This window comes from Pararhizobium sp. LjRoot235 (genome assembly GCF_964254145.1).
In the GTDB taxonomy this organism is placed as follows: Bacteria; Pseudomonadota; Alphaproteobacteria; order Rhizobiales; family Rhizobiaceae; genus Pararhizobium.
The window spans coordinates 494,868-511,568 of sequence record NZ_CAXUSP020000002.1 but is presented as its reverse complement, the minus strand read 5'-3'; the positions used below and the strand labels follow the sequence as shown (position 1 = coordinate 511,568).

The following is a 16,701-nucleotide window of genomic DNA, read 5'->3' as shown; positions in this document are numbered from 1 at the left end:
TCAGCAACTCAAGGAACCGACCGAAAGCAAGTTCCTACCGCAACGCTAACATCTTATGTGTCTGCAGGCACAACGTATAGCCGTGGCGCATGGCGATATCAGCACAAAGGGCGCGGTTGCGTGCGTTCAGGTTCTCGTCGCCATCGTCACGCGGCATGACATAGATCGGCGCCACCGCTTTTTTCTGGCGAAATAGCCGCATGACATAGTCTTCGTTCTGCGTGGATCGGGCCGGTAACCCATCCTCTGCATCGACCTCGTCGACAGACAGAACATATTTATAAGCGGATATTCGGGGCACGATATCCGGATGCAACCCACGGGTTTTCGGGCTGCACACAATGGTCAGGCGTTCGCTTTCCGGCAGCTCGATCCACAGGGTTCCATTGGTCTCGATTTGAACGCGCAACCCCCGCGCCAACAAGGTTTCGACCAGCGGAGCGATATTTTGCCGAAAAGGTTCGCCGCCGGTGATGACTATCAAATCGCAAAACGGCGGCCGCATGTTTTCGATCGTCTCAAGCAATTCATCCAGGCTCGGTCGCCATGTGGAGGATTCGAAATCCGTATCACACCAGAAACACTTGAGGTTGCAGCCGCAGGTGCGCACAAAAACGCTGGGCTGCCCGCTGAACGGCCCTTCGCCTTGCAGCGTATAAAACACCTCTTGAATCCAAAGTTCGCGACCGTCGGTCAATTCTTGGTGCCGTAGTTTATTCTTGCCCTTCATGGCGAAAACTCCACCGTTTGCGACGATTTTATTGCCTTGGCAGCCGGTGCCTCCCGAAGAAATTGCTCGCGATAATTCGGCTGAACCTGTGCGACGAGCCCGGTTGCATGTGGTTTGCTTTCGGCGATGCCTGCCCCAGTGATCTGGACGAAACGCGCCTTTCCATGCATTTCGGCGATATCCATGCTGCCGCAATAGGAAATTCCGGATCTCAGCCCATTGCAAAGCGACCGCAGCACCTGCACCAAGGGACCGCGATATTCGAAGGTCGCTTCGACGCCTTCCGGCTCGTAATCGGCAATTTCGTCGTCGAAAACGAGGTCACCCTCCGTCCTGCGTATGGTCAGGTTCACGCCAAGGGAGACAAAGCCGGTCGAGATCTTGTAACGCCGGCCGTCGCACTCGACCGTAAAGGCGGCGCTTTCCTCGGCGCCGGCCAGGACGCTTCCTAGCATCACGGTCGACGCGCCTGCCGCCAAGGCCTTCGTTATTTCCCCGGATCCTCGTATTCCCCCGTCGGCGATCACCGGAACATCGTGTACGCGCGCCACCGCCACGCAATCGCGCACCGCTGTCAACTGAGGTACACCTGCCCCCGCCACCAGTCGCGTCGTGCAAATGCCGCCGGGCCCGATGCCGACCTTGATGGCATCGGCTCCCGCTTCAATCAGATCACGGGTCCCCTCCGCCGTCGCGACATTGCCGGCGATCACCTCGACGGCGGGATATCGCTCCTTGAGGCGCACAACCGTTTCTATCGCGTAATCTGCGTGTCCATGGGCGATATCCAAGACGAGGATTTCAGCCCCCGCCTCGACCAGAGCGTCAGCTCGCTGCAACGCTTCCGGCTTTGCCCCGATTGCCGCAGCCGCCAGCAGGCGACCATCGTCCGACCGTGTCGCAATGCGTGCCACCGCCGCCTCGATCATGGCGTCTTTCATGTCCCGTATCGCCGCCACCTGGTCTTTAATCGGCATCATTCTGTGGAGGACGCCAAGTCCGCCCAACCGCCCCATCGCAATCGCCATCCGGGCATCCGTGCACCACGGCACATTGGCGGACAAAATCGGCACAGCAAGTCTTCTTCGACGCGTTACCCGGCTGGAAATGTCAATGTCCTTGCGGCTCCAGGCGCGGGTGCGTTGCGGGACCAGCAAGACATCGTCGAAAGATAGACCCAGAGGAATAATATCTGATGTCATGATCTGTTCCGCTCTCCGACATTGTGATCATGGATATGCTCGCAGTCGTGGTTAGGTTAGGGAGGCATCCATTGACTGGCTCACCGGCCGGGACGTCTCTCACCAGCAATTTGCCCTCCAGCCGAGGGGTCACGCCAGGCGCGCGCCACCAAAGTCGCGCCAGCGGGTAAAACCCTCTCCGAGGATGGAACATCTAGATCACGCATCAGGCGGCACCGCGTTGGGCGTAACGCACCGGATCCCTCAAGCCAGCCTCGCTGAACCCTTTCAGTCGAAGCAGGCAGGAATCGCATTCCCCGCAGGACAGGCCCTCTGCCGTCGGGTCGTAACAACTGTGGGTCAACCCGTAATCAACGCCCAGTTCTGTGCCGCGTCGAATAATCTGTGCCTTGGTCATTTGAATGAGCGGCGTATGGATGGTCATCGTCGTTTCGCCGGTTACGCCTGTTTTCGTCGCGAGATTGGCCATGCGGACGTAAGCGTCGATATATTCCGGCCGGCAATCCGGATAACCGGAAAAATCCAGCGCATTAACGCCGATGAAGATGTCGGAGGCCTTCAGCACCTCTGCCCAAGCCAATGCGAACGACAGGAAGATCGTGTTGCGTGCGGGCACATAGGTGACCGGAATTCCCTCGCTCATTTCGGAGGTCGCCCGTCCCTTGGGAACGTCGATATCCTGCGTCAGTGCCGACCCGCCGAATTGACGCAAATCAATCGACGCGATCAGGTGATCCCTGACGCCTGCTTCGGCGGCAACTTTCTTGGCCGCCTCAAGCTCGGTGATATGGCGCTGACCGTACCGAAAGCTTAATGCATACAGGTCGAAGCCCTGCTGCTTTGCAATGGCCACAGTCGTTGTGGAATCCAATCCTCCGCTCAACAAAACGACGGCTTTCGATTTTGGCATGGCCTACCCCCTCATGTCGGCTCTGAAAAATCCCGTTGGCAATCTTGCTTTCCACCGAACCCCAATCGCCAAATCAAATCAGATGTTGGCTCGCGTTCAATTCCGCGACGCTGTCCACGACATGATCCGGCGCTAGCACCTCCAGGTGATGGCCCAAGAACCTGAAATTGCCCGTTCGAACGGCAATCGTTCGCATGGAGAGCGCCTTACCGGCCTGAATATCGACCGGTGCGTCGCCGACGATGGCGACTTCCCACGGATCCAAATCCAGCTCTTTGAGGCTCCGCTGCACCAGCGCGAGTTTCACCTCCAGGCTGCTGGAAGTGCCCGCAATCGCCTCCGCCTCAAGGTCGTCACGCGTCAGAACCGAAGCGAAGCAATCGGCAATCCGCTCCCGCGCCAGCAGATGTTTGGTCTGGTCTGTGGCGACCCAGGCACTGGCGATGGCAAGTCGCATTCCGGCATCGCTCAAGCTGCGGATAGCGTCGGATGTTCCGGGAAAAAACTGCGCCCGGTCCATATATGACTGCGGGATATGATCCAGATGATCCATTACCAGAATGTCGCCGATCTTCCGCCCTTCCTGAATGCTATGCCAATAGTCCAGGCTCAACACATGATCGCGGTCACTGGGTACGGACAAACCTTGCCGGACATGCAAGTCGTCGACAAAAGCCAGGAACATACCCGAGAAATCCAGCAACGTGCCGTCCCGATCGAAAATCACGGCCCGGATCATCCGCGCACCGGGACTTCGTCCACCCGCCGCCCGCCCGGGCTCGACGGCGCGGCGAGCCGCTCGACAGGTCCCTCCATCACCGCTTTCTGGCTCTCCCACGGAAATACAACCCAATCGTCGGATTCTACCGCCCAGTAATCGGGGCGATTTTGACAGTTGACGTTGCAGACGACCGTAGCGGATCGGATGGATTTCGCGCCCAGCCCGCGGAGCCGCCTGACGGTTACGCTCAGGGTACCGCCATCGCCGGCGATGTCGTCGCAAATCAGCAAATGGCGAGCGGACCAGTCGTCTTTCGCCGGCGCCACCCAGGCGATCTTGGGCGCTTTACGCTCGGCATAGCGCTCGTCGCCGGCATTTCGGGTGACCGAAATCACACGCAAGTCGCGCAACTCCAGCCGATGAGACAACGCGGCTGCGAGCGGCAGCCCGCCTCGCGCCAACGCGACCACTGCATCCGGCTTCACTGCATCCTGGCATATCCGCTCGCAGAGAATATCGACCGACCTGCCGAACTCCTCCCAGCTCAATTGCAGAAGCCGCTTCCCCAGCCAAAGATCCATGGCGCCCTCCTACTTATGTCAATGCTTGAATGGAAATTGAAACCTGCTCCGGCCCGTGTCAGAAATACAAGCAAAACGATTATTGATTATTGGTTGCATATTTCAGATTGCAATGCAAGAATATTCCCGAAGAAGTCGTGAACCCTAGCGCAGTGGGGATACCATGCCGGAACATCATTTGATCACGCGTGAAATCGGTATCGATGCGGCCCACCGCATCCCGCATCACGAGTCGAAATGTCATAACTTGCACGGACATCGATATAAGATTGCCGCGACTTGCGTGGGCCCCCTATGTGGCGATGGGGAACAGACCGGCATGGTCCTCGATTTCGGTTTTCTGAAAGACGAAATGATGAGCGAGATCGATGCCTGCTGCGATCACGGCATGATGATTTGGGTCGACGATCCCTGGATCAGTTCCTTTCTCCCCGAAAACGAATCGGCGGCCAAAGTCGCTGCAGTTCTGCGGGAATGCCGCGCTGAGGTGGCCCATGCCGGTCAGAAACTGATCGAAGGTCCGTTCGGCAAGACGCTTTTGCTGGCGAGTGTCCCAACTGCGGAAAACCTCGCGAAGCATTGGTTCAACAGGCTGGGCCCCCGCGTCAGGCTCCGTAGCCATGACCGCGCCCATCTCCTGCGGGTAGAGGTTTGGGAAACGCCCAACTGCATGGCGACATACCACACCCAGGATCCCGACTGGTTCGCGTTCGATGCGGTGCCGAAGCTGAGCTTCGACAAGTTGAGTCACTTGGTGATCCCAAGCTAGGAGGAGTTAACGTTCGCGGGCCGATGCCAGGCGCCCGCATGCTCGCTCCGTTTGCAGCCGGCGCACCGACCACAAAGTTCAAGCGGTTGTTGGCCCTGATCAGCAATTCTACCAATAGACGCAGTTGCAATTTTACTGCACAACATCCAAAGGAGCGGGGCTGCGCTTTCCAACGGGTCGTCGTATCCTACCGGCTGGGGCGCGCGGAAACGTTCCGGCCGGACACACCAGCGGGCCCACGGGCATTGATTGAGATAGGAAGGCGCGGCGGCGATGCATGTGCTTGAGGTCGACAGTATGTGGCCGTTAGGTCCTGGCACTGGCATCCACAATATTGCAGCGCTCGCGCATCGCATCGGCCGACTGACGAACGACTTCAGAAATCTCCAGGAACTGTTTGGCCAAGGGACTTGTCTTGCGCCAGATCATGCCAATTGTTCGCGAGGGCTGGACACTCTGAAAGCGAGCGACAGACACTGACGCGGAACGTGTCTCCACCCCGACGGCCATTTCCGGGATCAAGGTGACACCAATGCCGGCGCCGACCATCTGGACCAGTGTGGACAGAGAACTACCGTCCAGCAACTCTCGCGGTAGCGCCGAATGCATATTGCAGAACGACAAAGCCTGATCGCGAAAGCAGTGGCCCTCTTCGAGGAGAAGCAGCCTCATCTCACGGAGCGCTTCGCGATTGGGCACTGGCTTGCCCTCATCCTCGCCGGGCCGGACCAACACGAAATTCTCCGAAAACAACGCAACCTCGCTCAACGAAGGTTCGGATACCGGCAACGCAACAATTGCCGTGTCGAGTCGGCCTTCCGCCAGCTCCTGAACCAGCTTCGAGGTCAGCGTCTCGCGCACGTGAATTTCAAGCCCGTCATGCATGCGGCTGAGGTTGCCGATGATCGCAGGCAGCAGGTAGGGCGCGATCGTCGGGATGACGCCGATCCGCAACCGCCCCACCAGCCTGTCCTGCGAGGCGCGCGCCAGGTCTCCCAATTCATCGATAGAGCGCAGGATGTCGCGGACGCGCAGGGCAAACGCTTCTCCGAAACTGGTCAGCCGGACTTGACGGGCGGCTCTTTCGAAGAGTTCCGTGCCCAGCGATGCTTCCAGTTCCTTGATCTGCATCGACAACGCAGGCTGGGAGATCGCACAGACATCCGCCGCGCGTCCAAAATGCCCCTGTCGCGCCAACGCCTCGAAATAGCGAAGCTGCTTGAGTGTCAAATTTTTCATAACCGCACCTTATCGCGGCGATCAGAAAATCCAACTTAAATTAATAGAAGGGTTTGGGTATAGTGCCTAACCAGAGATGAGATGCAGCCACCGTCAAGCCGGTCCGCTGGCGGTGCGCACCTCGTTGACGTTCAGACCATCCAGAACGCCTGACACCCTACGCTCCTTTGCTTCAGGGCGGTCTTCCTCCGGATGGCCCAATTCAAGTTACACAAGGGAGAGAACTATGGATTCAAAAGTCGAAACCGCGGGCAAGTGTCCGGTCGCACACACGGCTCACGGCGGTCGGTCGAACCGGGACTGGTGGCCGAACCAGTTGAATCTCAGGATTCTCCACCAGAACTCCTCCCTCTCCTCCCCCATGGGCAACGCGTTCAACTATGCGGAGGAGTTCAAGAAGCTCGACCTGGAGGCCCTGAAAAGGGATCTCCACGCGCTGATGAGCGATTCACAGGATTGGTGGCCGGCCGACTTCGGCCATTATGGCCCGCTTTTCATCCGCATGGCATGGCATAGCGCCGGCACCTACCGCACCGGCGACGGCCGCGGCGGTGCCGGAGCCGGCCAGCAACGCTTCGCGCCGCTCAACAGCTGGCCTGATAACGTCAACCTCGACAAGGCGCGCCGGCTGCTCTGGCCGATCAAGCAGAAATACGGCAACAGGATCTCCTGGGCCGACCTGATGATCCTCACCGGCAACGTTGCCTTGGAGTCGATGGGCTTCAAGACGTTCGGCTTCGCCGGCGGCCGCCCGGATGTCTGGGAGCCCGAAGAAGACGTCTATTGGGGCGCCGAGGACACCTGGCTTGCCGACAAGCGCTACTCTGGTGAACGAGACCTCGAAAATCCCCTCGCCGCCGTGCAGATGGGGCTGATCTACGTCAATCCGGAAGGACCGAACGGCAGTCCTGATCCACTGGCCGCCGCCCGCGACATCCGCGAGACCTTCGCGCGCATGGCGATGAATGACGAAGAGACCGTCGCCCTCATTGCCGGCGGGCATACCTTCGGCAAGACCCACGGCGCGGGCGACGCCTCACATGTCGGCGTCGAGCCCGAAGGGGCCGGTATCGAGGAGCAAGGCCTCGGCTGGACGAGCAGCTTTGGAACCGGCAAGGGCGGCGACACGATCAGCAGCGGCCTGGAAGTCACCTGGACGACGACGCCGACGAAGTGGAGCAACAACTTCTTCGGGAACCTGTTCGGTTACGAATGGGAACTGACGAAGAGCCCGGCCGGTGCGCATCAATGGACACCGAAACATGGCGTCGGCGCTGGTACGGTACCGGACGCGCACGACAAGTCCAAGCGTCACGCGCCGTCCATGCTGACCACGGACCTCGCCTTACGCTTGGACCCCGCGTACGAAAAGATTGCGCGGCGCTTCTTCGAAAATCCGGATCAGTTCGCAGATGCGTTTGCCCGCGCCTGGTTCAAGCTGACCCACCGCGACATGGGTCCGCGCGTGCGCTATCTCGGCCCGGAAGTCCCCGCAGAGGACCTGATCTGGCAGGATCCTGTCCCCGCTGTCGATCATCCCCTGATCGACACGCAGGACATCGCCGATCTCAAGGACAAGATCCTTGTGTCGGGACTTTCCATCTCCCAGCTGGTCTCGACCGCCTGGGCGTCGGCGTCTACCTTCCGCGGCTCCGACAAGCGCGGTGGTGCAAACGGCGCGCGTATCCGTCTCAGTCCCCAGAAGGACTGGGAGGTCAACCAGCCGGCCCAGTTGGCAGTCGTGCTCGAGACGTTTGAGGGTATCCAGAAGGCGTTCAATGGCGCAAAGCCTGGCGGCAAGAAGGTGTCGCTCGCAGACCTGATCGTCCTCGGCGGCTCTGTGGCCATCGAAAAGGCGGCGAAAAACGCCGGCTACGACATTGACGTTCCGTTCACACCCGGCCGCACCGACGCGACGCAGGAGCAGACCGATGCGGATTCGTTTGCAGTTCTCGAACCGATCGCCGACGGGTTCCGCAACTATCAGAAGGGCGCGTATTCCATTTCGCCTGAGGAGTTACTGATCGACAAGGCGCAGCTCATGACGCTGACTGCGCCGGAAATGACGGTTCTGGTCGCCGGCATGCGCGTGTTGAACGCCAATGCCGGACAGTCCCATCACGGCGTCTTCACCACGCGTCCCGAGGCTCTCACCAGCGACTTCTTCGTCAACCTGCTCGACATGGGCACGGTGTGGAAGGCGGCCCCGGATTCGAAGTACGTGTTCGAGGGACGCGACCGCAACACGGGCGAAATGAAGTGGACCGGCACCCGTGTCGATCTCGTCTTCGGTTCGAACTCGCAGCTTCGGGCACTTGTCGAGGTCTATGGTCAGAGCGACACTGAAGAGAAGTTCGTGCGTGACTTCGCTGCGGCCTGGACGAAGGTGATGAACGCGGATCGCTTCGATCTCGCCTGATCCGGGCGAAAAGGCGCTCGGGCGCGGTTGAGTTTCAACTGCGCCCGAGGCCAGCGACAGATCGCCTATTGCTGCCTGAGGGCAGCAGGTGTCCTCCTCGAAGCGCCCGGTTCAGCGCGGGGTGAGATATCCTCAGGTAGCCCCGCACCAAGCCTCAGCCGAGTTTCGAACCATTCGCCGTCAGATACACGGCATAGAGCGAACTCGTCGCCGTGATGAACAGCCGGTTGCGTTTGGCGCCACCGAAGGTGAGGTTCGAGACGATTTCTGGAATGCGGATCTTGCCGATCAGCGTTCCGTCCGGGTCGTAGCAGTGAACGCCGTCCGCGGCGCTGGCCCAGATGCGCCCTGTCCTATCGATCCTGAAGCCGTCGAAAAGGCCGCTGGTGCAGGCCGCGAAAACGTCGCCACCCGACAGCATTCCCTCATCCGAAACCGAGAACCGCCGTATATGGCGCGGCCCGTTTTCCAGATGACTGGCACCGGTGTCGGCGACATAGAGAAGCCGCTCGTCCGGCGAGAAGGCAAGCCCGTTCGGCTTCTCGAAATCACCGGCCACCTTCCTCACGTCGCCGGATTGCGGATCGACGCGATAGACATGGCAGCCGCCGATCTCCTCTTCCCCGCATTCGCCCTCGTAGTCATGCATGATGCCGTAGGATGGATCGGTAAACCAGATTGAGCCGTCGGACTTGACGACGACGTCGTTTGGCGAGTTGAAGCGCTTGCCTTGGTATCGGTCGGCAATCACCTGCACGGTGCCGTCGAAGTCCGTGCGCGTCACCCGCCTCGTCAAATGCTCGCAGGTTACCAGGCGGCCCTGGCTGTCCACGGTATTGCCATTGGAATTGTTCGAAGGTTGCCGGAAGACGGACACGGAACCGCCAGTCTCGTCGAACCGCATCATGCGATTGTTCGGAATGTCCGACCAGACGAGAAAACGGCTGGGAGCAAACCAGGCCGGCCCCTCCAGCCAGCGACCGCCTGTCCACAATCGCTCCACACGGGCATGGCCGACAAAGCATGCGGCAAAGCGCGTATCCAGAACGTCAAACCCCGTTCCCTCGATCTCTCCGAACATGTCCTCTCCTTTTCCAATGCGAATTCGCCGCTTGGCGACTGCCGTTGTTTCTTTTGGATGATAGCGATAACATAGGCATGCACAAACAGATTTTTAACGCAATCGCCCATGCGGAAACAGCAATGACGAAGACACCCGATGGCAAGATGGCGGAAGCACCGACCATGAGCGATGTGGCCAGGCGGGCCGGCGTTTCGGCCATGACCGTATCGCGCGCGCTGAAAGAAGGCAGCCATGTTTCCAAGGCGACACGCGAGCGGATCACACAGGCCATCAACGAGCTCGGTTATGTTCTTGACCAATCGGCCGGTAGCCTTTCATCCCGGCGTACAGGCTTCGTCGCCGCCATCATCCCTTCGATCAACAATTCGAACTTTTCCGATACGGCGCGCGGCATTACCGATGCGCTTGAGGGGACGGGCCTTCAGCTGCTGCTAGGCTACACCAATTATTCGGTCGAGCGGGAAGAAGAACTGATCGAGGCTATGCTGCGGCGCCGACCCGAGGGTATCATCCTGACCGGCGGCTCCCACACGCCGAAAGGCCGCCGTATGCTGGAGCAGGCAGGCATCCCCGTCATCGAGACGTGGGACCGGCCGGCCCAGCCGATCGATAAGGTCGTGGGCTTCTCCAACGGCGAGGCGATGGAACTGCTGGTCGAAACGCTGGCGGCCAAGGGCTACCAGCGCTTCGGCTATATCGGCGGCACGACGGCGCGAGACACGCGCGGTAGCCAGCGCCGGGCGGGGTTTGTCAGCGCATTGGAAGGGCTGGGCCTGCCATCCGATCGGGTGATCTCCTTTGGCGTCCCGCCAATATCCATGGAACAGGGCGCGCAGGCGATCGTCGGCATGCTGGAGCGCTGGCCGGATACGCAGGTGGCCCTTTGCGTCTCTGACCTTTCGGCCTTTGGCGCGCTGATGGAATGTCAGCGCCGGGGCATGAAAGTCCCGGAGGACATTGCCATTGCCGGTTTCGGTGACTACGAAATTGCCGCCTGCTGTCACCCGCGCATGACGACCATCAACGTCGATTGCTATGGCATCGGCCGCCTGGCAGCGCTCAAACTGATACAAACCATTCAGGGGCTCGCAATGCCGAACCCCATCACTGTCATCGGCTTTCGCGTCATCGAGCGCGAGAGCACCTGACGCGACGCTGAGTACAGGCCGCTAAAACGCGATTTGTACCTTCATCGAGGCAGCTCGGTCGCCAGCGACATCGAACGCCGCCACCGCGTGGCGAGGGATGAGATCGACGGCAAGCGCGGACGCGTCATGGAGGTAAAAGGCGCCGCCTATGCCGATCTCCTTCAGCACACCAGGGATAGGAGTCCGATTTGCCTCTGGTTTCGACACGTCCTTCCAGCCGAATTTTTTCTCACTTGACTTGGCATGTTATCGATAACATACCTTCCAAAGAAACCGCCCGCGTAGGCAAATGTCGATCAACTGGCTGGATCGGCGATTTTTCTCGCAGGCAAGGCATCCTCTTTCTTGAACGGACACACGCTCTATGTCGACGGCAACATCAATACCTGCCTTTAAAGGTCCCGTTGTTGTCATGGGCGTCAGCGGCTGCGGCAAATCATCGATCGGTGAACGGCTGGCGGATCATCTCGGCCTGCCCTTTCTCGAGGGCGACAGCCTGCACCCGGCAGCGAATATCGCCAAGATGTCAACCGGCATTCCGCTGGACGATGCCGACCGCTGGCCCTGGCTGGAAATCATCGGAAAACGCCTTGAAGAAGCAAGCGACACGGGCATCGTCATTTCCTGCTCGGCGCTGAAGCGTGTCTATCGAAGCGCGCTGCGGCGGGCGGCGGGCAGCCGCCTCGTCTTCGTCTACCTCAAGGGAACGAGAGACATTCTGCTGGACCGGATGACCGAACGTCCAGGTCATTTTTTCAAGGCCTCGCTGCTCGAAAGCCAGTTGGCGACGCTGGAGAGCCCCGAAGGCGAGGATCGTGTCGTGACCGTCGATATTGCCCCCACGCCGGACAGCATCGTCGCAAATGCCCTCGAAGGCCTTGCCGCCCAGAACGAAGTCGAACCATGACCGACCGACACGCAAGCCTGCAAGATCGCCGTCGTTAGCGCCAGGATCGTGGGATCGGCGGTTGCGACACGATTGATCGAGACGGGACGGACCGGGCGCGGATGCGACCAAGATCCTCATCGATATCCGCCGCCGGGCTCGGCATGCGCGATTGCGCCGAAAGGATGCAACCGCTCGACGGCACCCCGCCTGAGAAAATTCTGATCGAAGTCACTTCGGTCCTTGACTACGCCGATATGTTATCGATAACATATTCTCAATCGATGCTTTGGGAGGAGCAGGGATGGACAATCGCAAACTCATCGAGTTCAACGGGATCACCAAGGTCTTCGGCGGCACCCGCGCGCTCGAAAATGTCTCCATCAGCCTGTTCCCCGGCGAAATTCTTGCCCTTCTTGGGGAGAATGGCGCTGGCAAGTCGACCCTTATCAAGACACTTGCCGGTATCTATAGGCCAGACGGCGGCCAGATCCTGTTTCGCGGCGAGCCCTACAGCCATCGCCCGCCCAAACCGAACGAGCGCCAGCCGGTCGCCTTCATCCATCAGGATCTCGGTCTCGTCGAATGGATGACGGTCGGCGAGAATGTCGGCCTCGCACAGGGCTTTTCCCTGCGCTCGCGACTGATCGACTGGCGCCGCACGGAAGAGCGGGCCCGCGAAGCGCTGAAGCTCGTCGGCTGCGACTTTGATCCGAGTACGCGGGTGCAGGACCTGACCCGCACCGAAAAATCACTGGTCGCAATCGCCCGTGCTCTGGCTGTCGAAGCCGACGTGCTGGTACTCGACGAACCGACCGCCAGCTTGCCCGCAGACGAAGTGGAGCGGCTCTTCGACGCCATCCGCCCGCTCAAGGAGCGCGGCGTCGGCATGATCTATGTGTCGCATCGCCTGGACGAGATCTTCCGTATCGCCGATCGGGTTGCCGTACTGCGCGACGGCCGTCTGGTCGGTCAGCGCCCGGTTGCCGAGACAAGGCCGGACGAGCTGATCGAGATGATCGTCGGTCGCCCGGCCAACCAGCTCTTCATGAAAGCGCCCAGCAAGCCGGGAAAGACGGTGCTCGCCGCCCGCGATCTCGTTTGCGCGGGAACCGGGCCGATTTCCTTCGACATCCGCCAGAATGAGCTTCTCGGGCTCGTCGGCTTGCGCGGCGCGGGCCAGGAACTGATCGGCCGGGCCCTGTTCGGCTGCGAGGCCTTTGGCGGCACCATCCACCTGAACGGCGAGGAACCGGATCTGGCAAACCCCGTCGCGGCAATGAGGTCCGGCATCGGGCTGATCGCGCGCGATCGCACTGAAGAATCCGTCGCGATGTCGCTGTCGCTTCGGGAGAACACCTTCCTCAACCCAGGCGCATCGGGCCGTGGCTTGTTCTCGTTCCTGTCATCAGCGAACGAAGCCGAAGAGGCCCGCAAGATCGGCGAGACCGTCGGTCTTCGTCCGAACGACCAAAGCCTGCCGATCGAAGCGCTGTCGGGCGGCAACCAGCAAAAGGTGGTCGTCGGCCGCTGGCTGCGAACAGGCCGCAAATTGCTCGTCGCGGAAGACCCGACGGCCGGTGTCGACATCGGCGCCAAGGCCGAGATCTACAAGCTGATCGCCCGGGCGGTCGAAGCAGGCCTTGCCGTCGTCGTCGTCTCGACCGACTTCGAGGAAATCGCCCATATCTGCCACCGCGCGCTGGTGTTTTCACGCGGCCGCATCGTCGCCGAACTTCAGGGCGACGCCCTCACCACATCCGCCGTCATTTCCGCCGCCTCGGCATCGGAAGCCGCCTGAGAGACCACGGGAGCCAAGAACCATGCAATCGATCGAATCCACCGCGCTTGAGCCGACGCGCAGCGAACTCGCCGGGCTGACCGCGAGCCAGAAGATCGTCCGCTACATCCCGGTCTACGGTCTGGTGATCCTGACGGTGCTGCTGATTGTGCTGTTTTCGATCCTCCTGCCGGCGACCTTTCCAACGCTTCTCAACCTGCGGTCCATCGTCTCCGACAAGGCGATCATCGCGCTCCTGTCACTGGCGGCGATGATCCCGATGGCGTCCGGCCGGATCGACCTTACGGTCGGCTACGGCATCGTACTCTGGCACATCCTGGCGATCAGCCTGCAGACCATGTTCGGCGTGCCATGGCCGATCGCTGTCGTTATCGTGCTGGCGCTCGGCGCCTTCACCGGTTTCCTCAATGGTCTTCTGGTCGAGGTCGCGCGGATCGACAGTTTCATCGCCACGCTCGGCACCGGCACGATCCTCTATGCACTGGCGCTCTGGCACACGGGCGGCAGGCAGGTGGTCGGCGTCCTGCCGGAAGGCTTCTACGCGCTCAATGGCACCATGGTCCTTGGCCTGCCGATCACCGGCTTCTATGTGCTGCTGCTTGCCGGCGCTCTCTGGATCATTCTCGAATATCTACCAATCGGCCGCTACGTCTATGCCATCGGTGCCAACCCGAAAGCGGCGGCGCTGAACGGCATCCCGGTCCGCCGTTTCGTCATTGGCGCGTTCGTCTCGTCCGGAACGCTCGCCGCTCTTGCCGGCGTGCTGCTTGCCTCGAAGCTGCGCATCGGCCAGGCGAGCGTCGGGCTTGAATATCTGCTGCCGGCACTCGTCGGCGCCTTTCTCGGCTCCACCACCATCAAGCCCGGCCGCGTCAATGTCTGGGGCACGATGACGGGCGTCATCATTCTTGCCGTCGGTATTTCGGGCATCCAGCAGATTGGCGGGTCGTTCTTCGTCGAGCCCCTCTTCAACGGCGTCACCCTCCTCGTTGCCATCGGCATCGCCGGTTACGCCCAGCGCAAACGCGGTGCGGCCGGCAAGGCGGCCGCGCCAGGCCTGTTACCGGCTAAAATACAACAGAACTGACAGAACACGGAACTGTGCGAAGCGCACCATCTTCAAAGGGAGGAAGAACCATGAAACGCAGAACACTACTTCAGGGCTCGATTGCAGCACTTGCGCTGATGGCCGCATGGCCTGCCCTGGCCGACGCGATGGCGGATGCCAAGGCGATCGTCAATAAATACGCGACCCGTGTCACGGCCTGGGATGGACCGAAGGCGAGCCCGAAGGCGCAGGAGGGCAAGACAATCGTCGTTCTCGCCGGCGACCTGAAGAACGGCGGCATTCTCGGCGTCACCACCGGCGTCGAGGAAGCAGCCAAAGCAATCGGCTGGGAGGTCAAGGTTCTCGACGGCGCGGGCTCGATCGGTGGCCGCACTGCGGCCTTCGGCCAGGCGATGGCCCTGAAGCCCGCCGGCATCATCATCAATGGCTTTGATGCCGTCGAACAGGCGCCCGCACTCGAACAAGCAAAGGCTGGCGGCATTCCGCTGGTCGCCTGGCACGCCGGCCCGGTGATCGGCCCCGATGAAAAGACCGGCCTCTTCGCCAATGTCAGTACGGACGCGATGGAGGTTTCCAAGGCAGCAGCGAACTGGTCCTATGCCGATGCCGGCGGCAAGCCGGGTGTGATCATCTTCACCGACAGCACCTATGCGATCGCGATCGCCAAGGCCGACAAGATGAAGGCCGAGATCGAGGCGCTCGGCGGCACGGTGCTGGAATATGTGGATACGCCAATTGCCGAAACCTCGCAACGCATGCCGCAGCTGACGACCTCGCTGTTGCAGAAATATGGCGATCAGTGGACGCACTCGCTTGCCATCAACGACCTCTATTTCGACTTCATGGGCCCGTCGCTCGCAGCCGCCGGCAAGGCCGGCACAGATGCGCCGATCAACGTCGCGGCCGGCGACGGCTCGGAATCGGCCTATCAGCGCATTCGCGCCGGCCAGTTCCAGAAGGTGACGGTCGCCGAACCGCTGAACCTGCAAGGCTGGCAGCTTGTCGACGAACTGAACCGTGCCTTTGCAGGCGAACAGTGGTCGGGCTACCTCTCGCCACTCCACGTCGTCACCGCCGACAATGTCGAGTTCGACGGCGGGCCGAAGAACACCTTCGACCCGGACAATGGCTATCGCGACGAATACAAGAAACTCTGGGGCAAGATGTAACGGCCTCCCAGCAGCTGGGCACCGCGAATGGTGCCCTTTTTTCCTCAGCTTGTGAAATCCCGCCAGTCGGAAGCAGGCTCAGGATCATTCGCTATGCCCTGTTCGAAGGGGAGCAGGCAAGGAAGCTAAATTCCGCGCAGATGTGGAGGAAAACGCGTGCCGCTCTGAGGCCCGTTTGCGGGCGCGCAGGGGTGCGCGTCCATCACCATGTTTTCACGGCAAACGGATATCCGGCGGCGTAGGAGGATGCTTGTCGCAGACACCAACGGCGGCGACTTATTCCTCATCGCCTTCTTCAGACATTAGCGTTCCGAGATCTGCGGCCATCATCCTATCGCGGCTGAGTAGCCCTGCGTCCTCCAGCATCTCAATGTCGGGCAGATCGCGCAGGGTGTCGAAGCCGAAGGCTGACAGGAATGCCGGCGTCGTCACGTAGGTGTAAGGCGCTCCGGGCTGCGGACTGCGTGGACCCGAAGCGACAAGCTCGAGCGAACGCAGGTTGCCGATCAGGTCGCGGCTGATTTCTTTCCCGAAGATCTTTGAAAGCTCTGCGCGCGTCACTGGCTGGAAATAGCCGATCGCCATCAACACGGCCGCTTCACCGGCAGTGAGATCGGCGGTTGCACGCGTTGGCGCACCGGACGCCCGGATCACGCCTGCGTGGGCGGGTTTGGTGCGATGCTGCCAGCCGCCGGCAACGGATACCAGCTCATACGGCCGGCCGCGCAGCTCCTCGCGCAGATCATCGATCAAAAGCTCAATACTGCAATTGCGGCCGACGACCCGCGCCAGCGTGTCGCGAGGCACCGGCGTCGCCGAGGCAAAGATGACGGCTTCGACACGCTGCATCCATTCGCGCCAGCGCAGCTCCGGCGGCAGGTCGACGAGTTCGGTGTCGAGTGGCACATTGTCCGAACGCTTCCGCGGGCGTTCGGCCCTTCCGGCCCTGGCCGCATCTGCTTGTCTTGCCATG

At 60.8% G+C, this 16,701-nt stretch carries 15 protein-coding genes and 1 pseudogene; 8 read left to right on the top strand and 8 right to left on the bottom strand.

Annotation, left to right across the window (positions count from 1 at the left end; all coding sequences use genetic code 11):
- Window positions 1–34: 34 nt before the first annotated feature.
- The 5 genes from ACSQ2Z_RS23155 to ACSQ2Z_RS23135 all read right to left on the bottom strand — a co-directional run bounded on the left by ACSQ2Z_RS23155 (window position 35) and on the right by ACSQ2Z_RS23135 (window position 4,144).
- Entirely contained in the window at window positions 35–730 is a 696-nt protein-coding gene (locus ACSQ2Z_RS23155) for a 7-carboxy-7-deazaguanine synthase QueE (RefSeq protein WP_436083575.1), read from the bottom strand.
- Window positions 727–1,932, bottom strand: a complete 1,206-nt coding sequence (gene guaB, locus ACSQ2Z_RS23150) for an IMP dehydrogenase (protein WP_436083574.1) — start codon at window positions 1,930–1,932, stop codon at window positions 727–729. Before guaB ends, ACSQ2Z_RS23155 begins: the two co-directional genes overlap by 4 nt.
- Before the next feature lie 205 nt (window positions 1,933–2,137).
- A complete protein-coding gene (gene queC, locus ACSQ2Z_RS23145) occupies window positions 2,138–2,842 on the bottom strand; it encodes a 7-cyano-7-deazaguanine synthase QueC (protein WP_436083573.1) in 705 nt (234 codons plus the stop codon).
- A gap of 73 nt (window positions 2,843–2,915) precedes the next feature.
- Window positions 2,916–3,581 (bottom strand): HAD family hydrolase, encoded by a 666-nt coding sequence (locus ACSQ2Z_RS23140; RefSeq protein ID WP_436083572.1) that lies wholly within the window; start codon window positions 3,579–3,581, stop codon window positions 2,916–2,918.
- Entirely contained in the window at window positions 3,578–4,144 is a 567-nt protein-coding gene (locus ACSQ2Z_RS23135; protein ID WP_436083571.1) for a phosphoribosyltransferase, read from the bottom strand. Before ACSQ2Z_RS23135 ends, ACSQ2Z_RS23140 begins: the two co-directional genes overlap by 4 nt.
- 178 nt (window positions 4,145–4,322) lie before the next feature.
- Between ACSQ2Z_RS23135 and ACSQ2Z_RS23130 the strand changes: the two genes are divergently transcribed.
- Complete coding sequence (locus tag ACSQ2Z_RS23130; protein ID WP_436083570.1) at window positions 4,323–4,913, top strand: 6-carboxytetrahydropterin synthase; 591 nt, start codon at window positions 4,323–4,325, stop codon at window positions 4,911–4,913.
- 306 nt (window positions 4,914–5,219) lie between these two features.
- On the opposite strand, the gene ACSQ2Z_RS23125 is transcribed toward ACSQ2Z_RS23130, so the two are convergent.
- Window positions 5,220–6,152 (bottom strand): LysR substrate-binding domain-containing protein, encoded by a 933-nt coding sequence (locus tag ACSQ2Z_RS23125; RefSeq protein ID WP_436083569.1) that lies wholly within the window; start codon window positions 6,150–6,152, stop codon window positions 5,220–5,222.
- A 226-nt stretch (window positions 6,153–6,378) separates the two neighbouring features.
- Here ACSQ2Z_RS23125 and katG point away from each other — a divergent pair, with 226 nt between their 5' ends.
- On the top strand, window positions 6,379–8,571 hold the full coding sequence (gene katG, locus ACSQ2Z_RS23120; protein ID WP_436083568.1) for a catalase/peroxidase HPI: 2,193 nt from the start codon (window positions 6,379–6,381) through the stop codon (window positions 8,569–8,571).
- A gap of 154 nt (window positions 8,572–8,725) precedes the next feature.
- Here katG and ACSQ2Z_RS23115 read toward each other — a convergent pair whose 3' ends face one another.
- Window positions 8,726–9,652 (bottom strand): SMP-30/gluconolactonase/LRE family protein, encoded by a 927-nt coding sequence (locus ACSQ2Z_RS23115; RefSeq protein WP_436083567.1) that lies wholly within the window; start codon window positions 9,650–9,652, stop codon window positions 8,726–8,728.
- 122 nt (window positions 9,653–9,774) lie between these two features.
- On the opposite strand from ACSQ2Z_RS23115, the gene ACSQ2Z_RS23110 reads away from it, so the two are divergent.
- From ACSQ2Z_RS23110 to ACSQ2Z_RS23085, 6 genes and pseudogenes are all read left to right on the top strand, one after another.
- On the top strand, window positions 9,775–10,803 hold the full coding sequence (locus ACSQ2Z_RS23110; protein ID WP_436083566.1) for a LacI family DNA-binding transcriptional regulator: 1,029 nt from the start codon (window positions 9,775–9,777) through the stop codon (window positions 10,801–10,803).
- 288 nt (window positions 10,804–11,091) lie between these two features.
- Window positions 11,092–11,199: pseudogene (locus ACSQ2Z_RS23105) on the top strand (gluconate 5-dehydrogenase); the annotation flags it as partial.
- Window positions 11,168–11,710, top strand: a complete 543-nt coding sequence (locus ACSQ2Z_RS23100) for a gluconokinase (RefSeq protein WP_436083565.1) — start codon at window positions 11,168–11,170, stop codon at window positions 11,708–11,710. The pseudogene ACSQ2Z_RS23105 and the gene ACSQ2Z_RS23100, both read left to right, overlap by 32 nt.
- Before the next feature lie 283 nt (window positions 11,711–11,993).
- Entirely contained in the window at window positions 11,994–13,490 is a 1,497-nt protein-coding gene (locus ACSQ2Z_RS23095) for a sugar ABC transporter ATP-binding protein (protein ID WP_436083564.1), read from the top strand.
- A 22-nt stretch (window positions 13,491–13,512) separates the two neighbouring features.
- The gene (locus ACSQ2Z_RS23090) at window positions 13,513–14,577 is read left to right on the top strand and encodes an ABC transporter permease (RefSeq protein ID WP_436083563.1); all 1,065 of its coding nucleotides are present in this window, start codon (window positions 13,513–13,515) and stop codon (window positions 14,575–14,577) included.
- Window positions 14,578–14,627: 50 nt separating this feature from the next.
- Window positions 14,628–15,728, top strand: coding sequence for an ABC transporter substrate-binding protein (locus ACSQ2Z_RS23085; protein WP_436083562.1), 1,101 nt, complete (start codon window positions 14,628–14,630; stop codon window positions 15,726–15,728).
- A gap of 276 nt (window positions 15,729–16,004) precedes the next feature.
- On the opposite strand, the gene scpB is transcribed toward ACSQ2Z_RS23085, so the two are convergent.
- Entirely contained in the window at window positions 16,005–16,700 is a 696-nt protein-coding gene (gene scpB, locus ACSQ2Z_RS23080) for an SMC-Scp complex subunit ScpB (RefSeq protein WP_436083561.1), read from the bottom strand.
- Window position 16,701: the final 1 nt, after the last annotated feature.

Excerpts from the sequence above, each read along its gene's own strand:
- ACSQ2Z_RS23155 (WP_436083575.1), bottom strand. The coding sequence starts at position 730 with ATGAAGGGCAAGAATAAACTACGGCACCAAGAATTGACCGACGGTCGC.
- guaB (WP_436083574.1), bottom strand. The coding sequence starts at position 1,932 with ATGACATCAGATATTATTCCTCTGGGTCTATCTTTCGACGATGTCTTG.
- queC (WP_436083573.1), bottom strand. The coding sequence starts at position 2,842 with ATGCCAAAATCGAAAGCCGTCGTTTTGTTGAGCGGAGGATTGGATTCC.
- ACSQ2Z_RS23140 (WP_436083572.1), bottom strand. The coding sequence starts at position 3,581 with ATGATCCGGGCCGTGATTTTCGATCGGGACGGCACGTTGCTGGATTTC.
- ACSQ2Z_RS23135 (WP_436083571.1), bottom strand. The coding sequence starts at position 4,144 with ATGGATCTTTGGCTGGGGAAGCGGCTTCTGCAATTGAGCTGGGAGGAG.
- ACSQ2Z_RS23125 (WP_436083569.1), bottom strand. The coding sequence starts at position 6,152 with ATGAAAAATTTGACACTCAAGCAGCTTCGCTATTTCGAGGCGTTGGCG.
- katG (WP_436083568.1), top strand. The coding sequence starts at position 6,379 with ATGGATTCAAAAGTCGAAACCGCGGGCAAGTGTCCGGTCGCACACACG.
- ACSQ2Z_RS23115 (WP_436083567.1), bottom strand. The coding sequence starts at position 9,652 with ATGTTCGGAGAGATCGAGGGAACGGGGTTTGACGTTCTGGATACGCGC.
- ACSQ2Z_RS23110 (WP_436083566.1), top strand. The coding sequence starts at position 9,775 with ATGACGAAGACACCCGATGGCAAGATGGCGGAAGCACCGACCATGAGC.
- ACSQ2Z_RS23100 (WP_436083565.1), top strand. The coding sequence starts at position 11,168 with ATGTCGACGGCAACATCAATACCTGCCTTTAAAGGTCCCGTTGTTGTC.
- ACSQ2Z_RS23095 (WP_436083564.1), top strand. The coding sequence starts at position 11,994 with ATGGACAATCGCAAACTCATCGAGTTCAACGGGATCACCAAGGTCTTC.
- ACSQ2Z_RS23090 (WP_436083563.1), top strand. The coding sequence starts at position 13,513 with ATGCAATCGATCGAATCCACCGCGCTTGAGCCGACGCGCAGCGAACTC.
- ACSQ2Z_RS23085 (WP_436083562.1), top strand. The coding sequence starts at position 14,628 with ATGAAACGCAGAACACTACTTCAGGGCTCGATTGCAGCACTTGCGCTG.
- scpB (WP_436083561.1), bottom strand. The coding sequence starts at position 16,700 with ATGGCAAGACAAGCAGATGCGGCCAGGGCCGGAAGGGCCGAACGCCCG.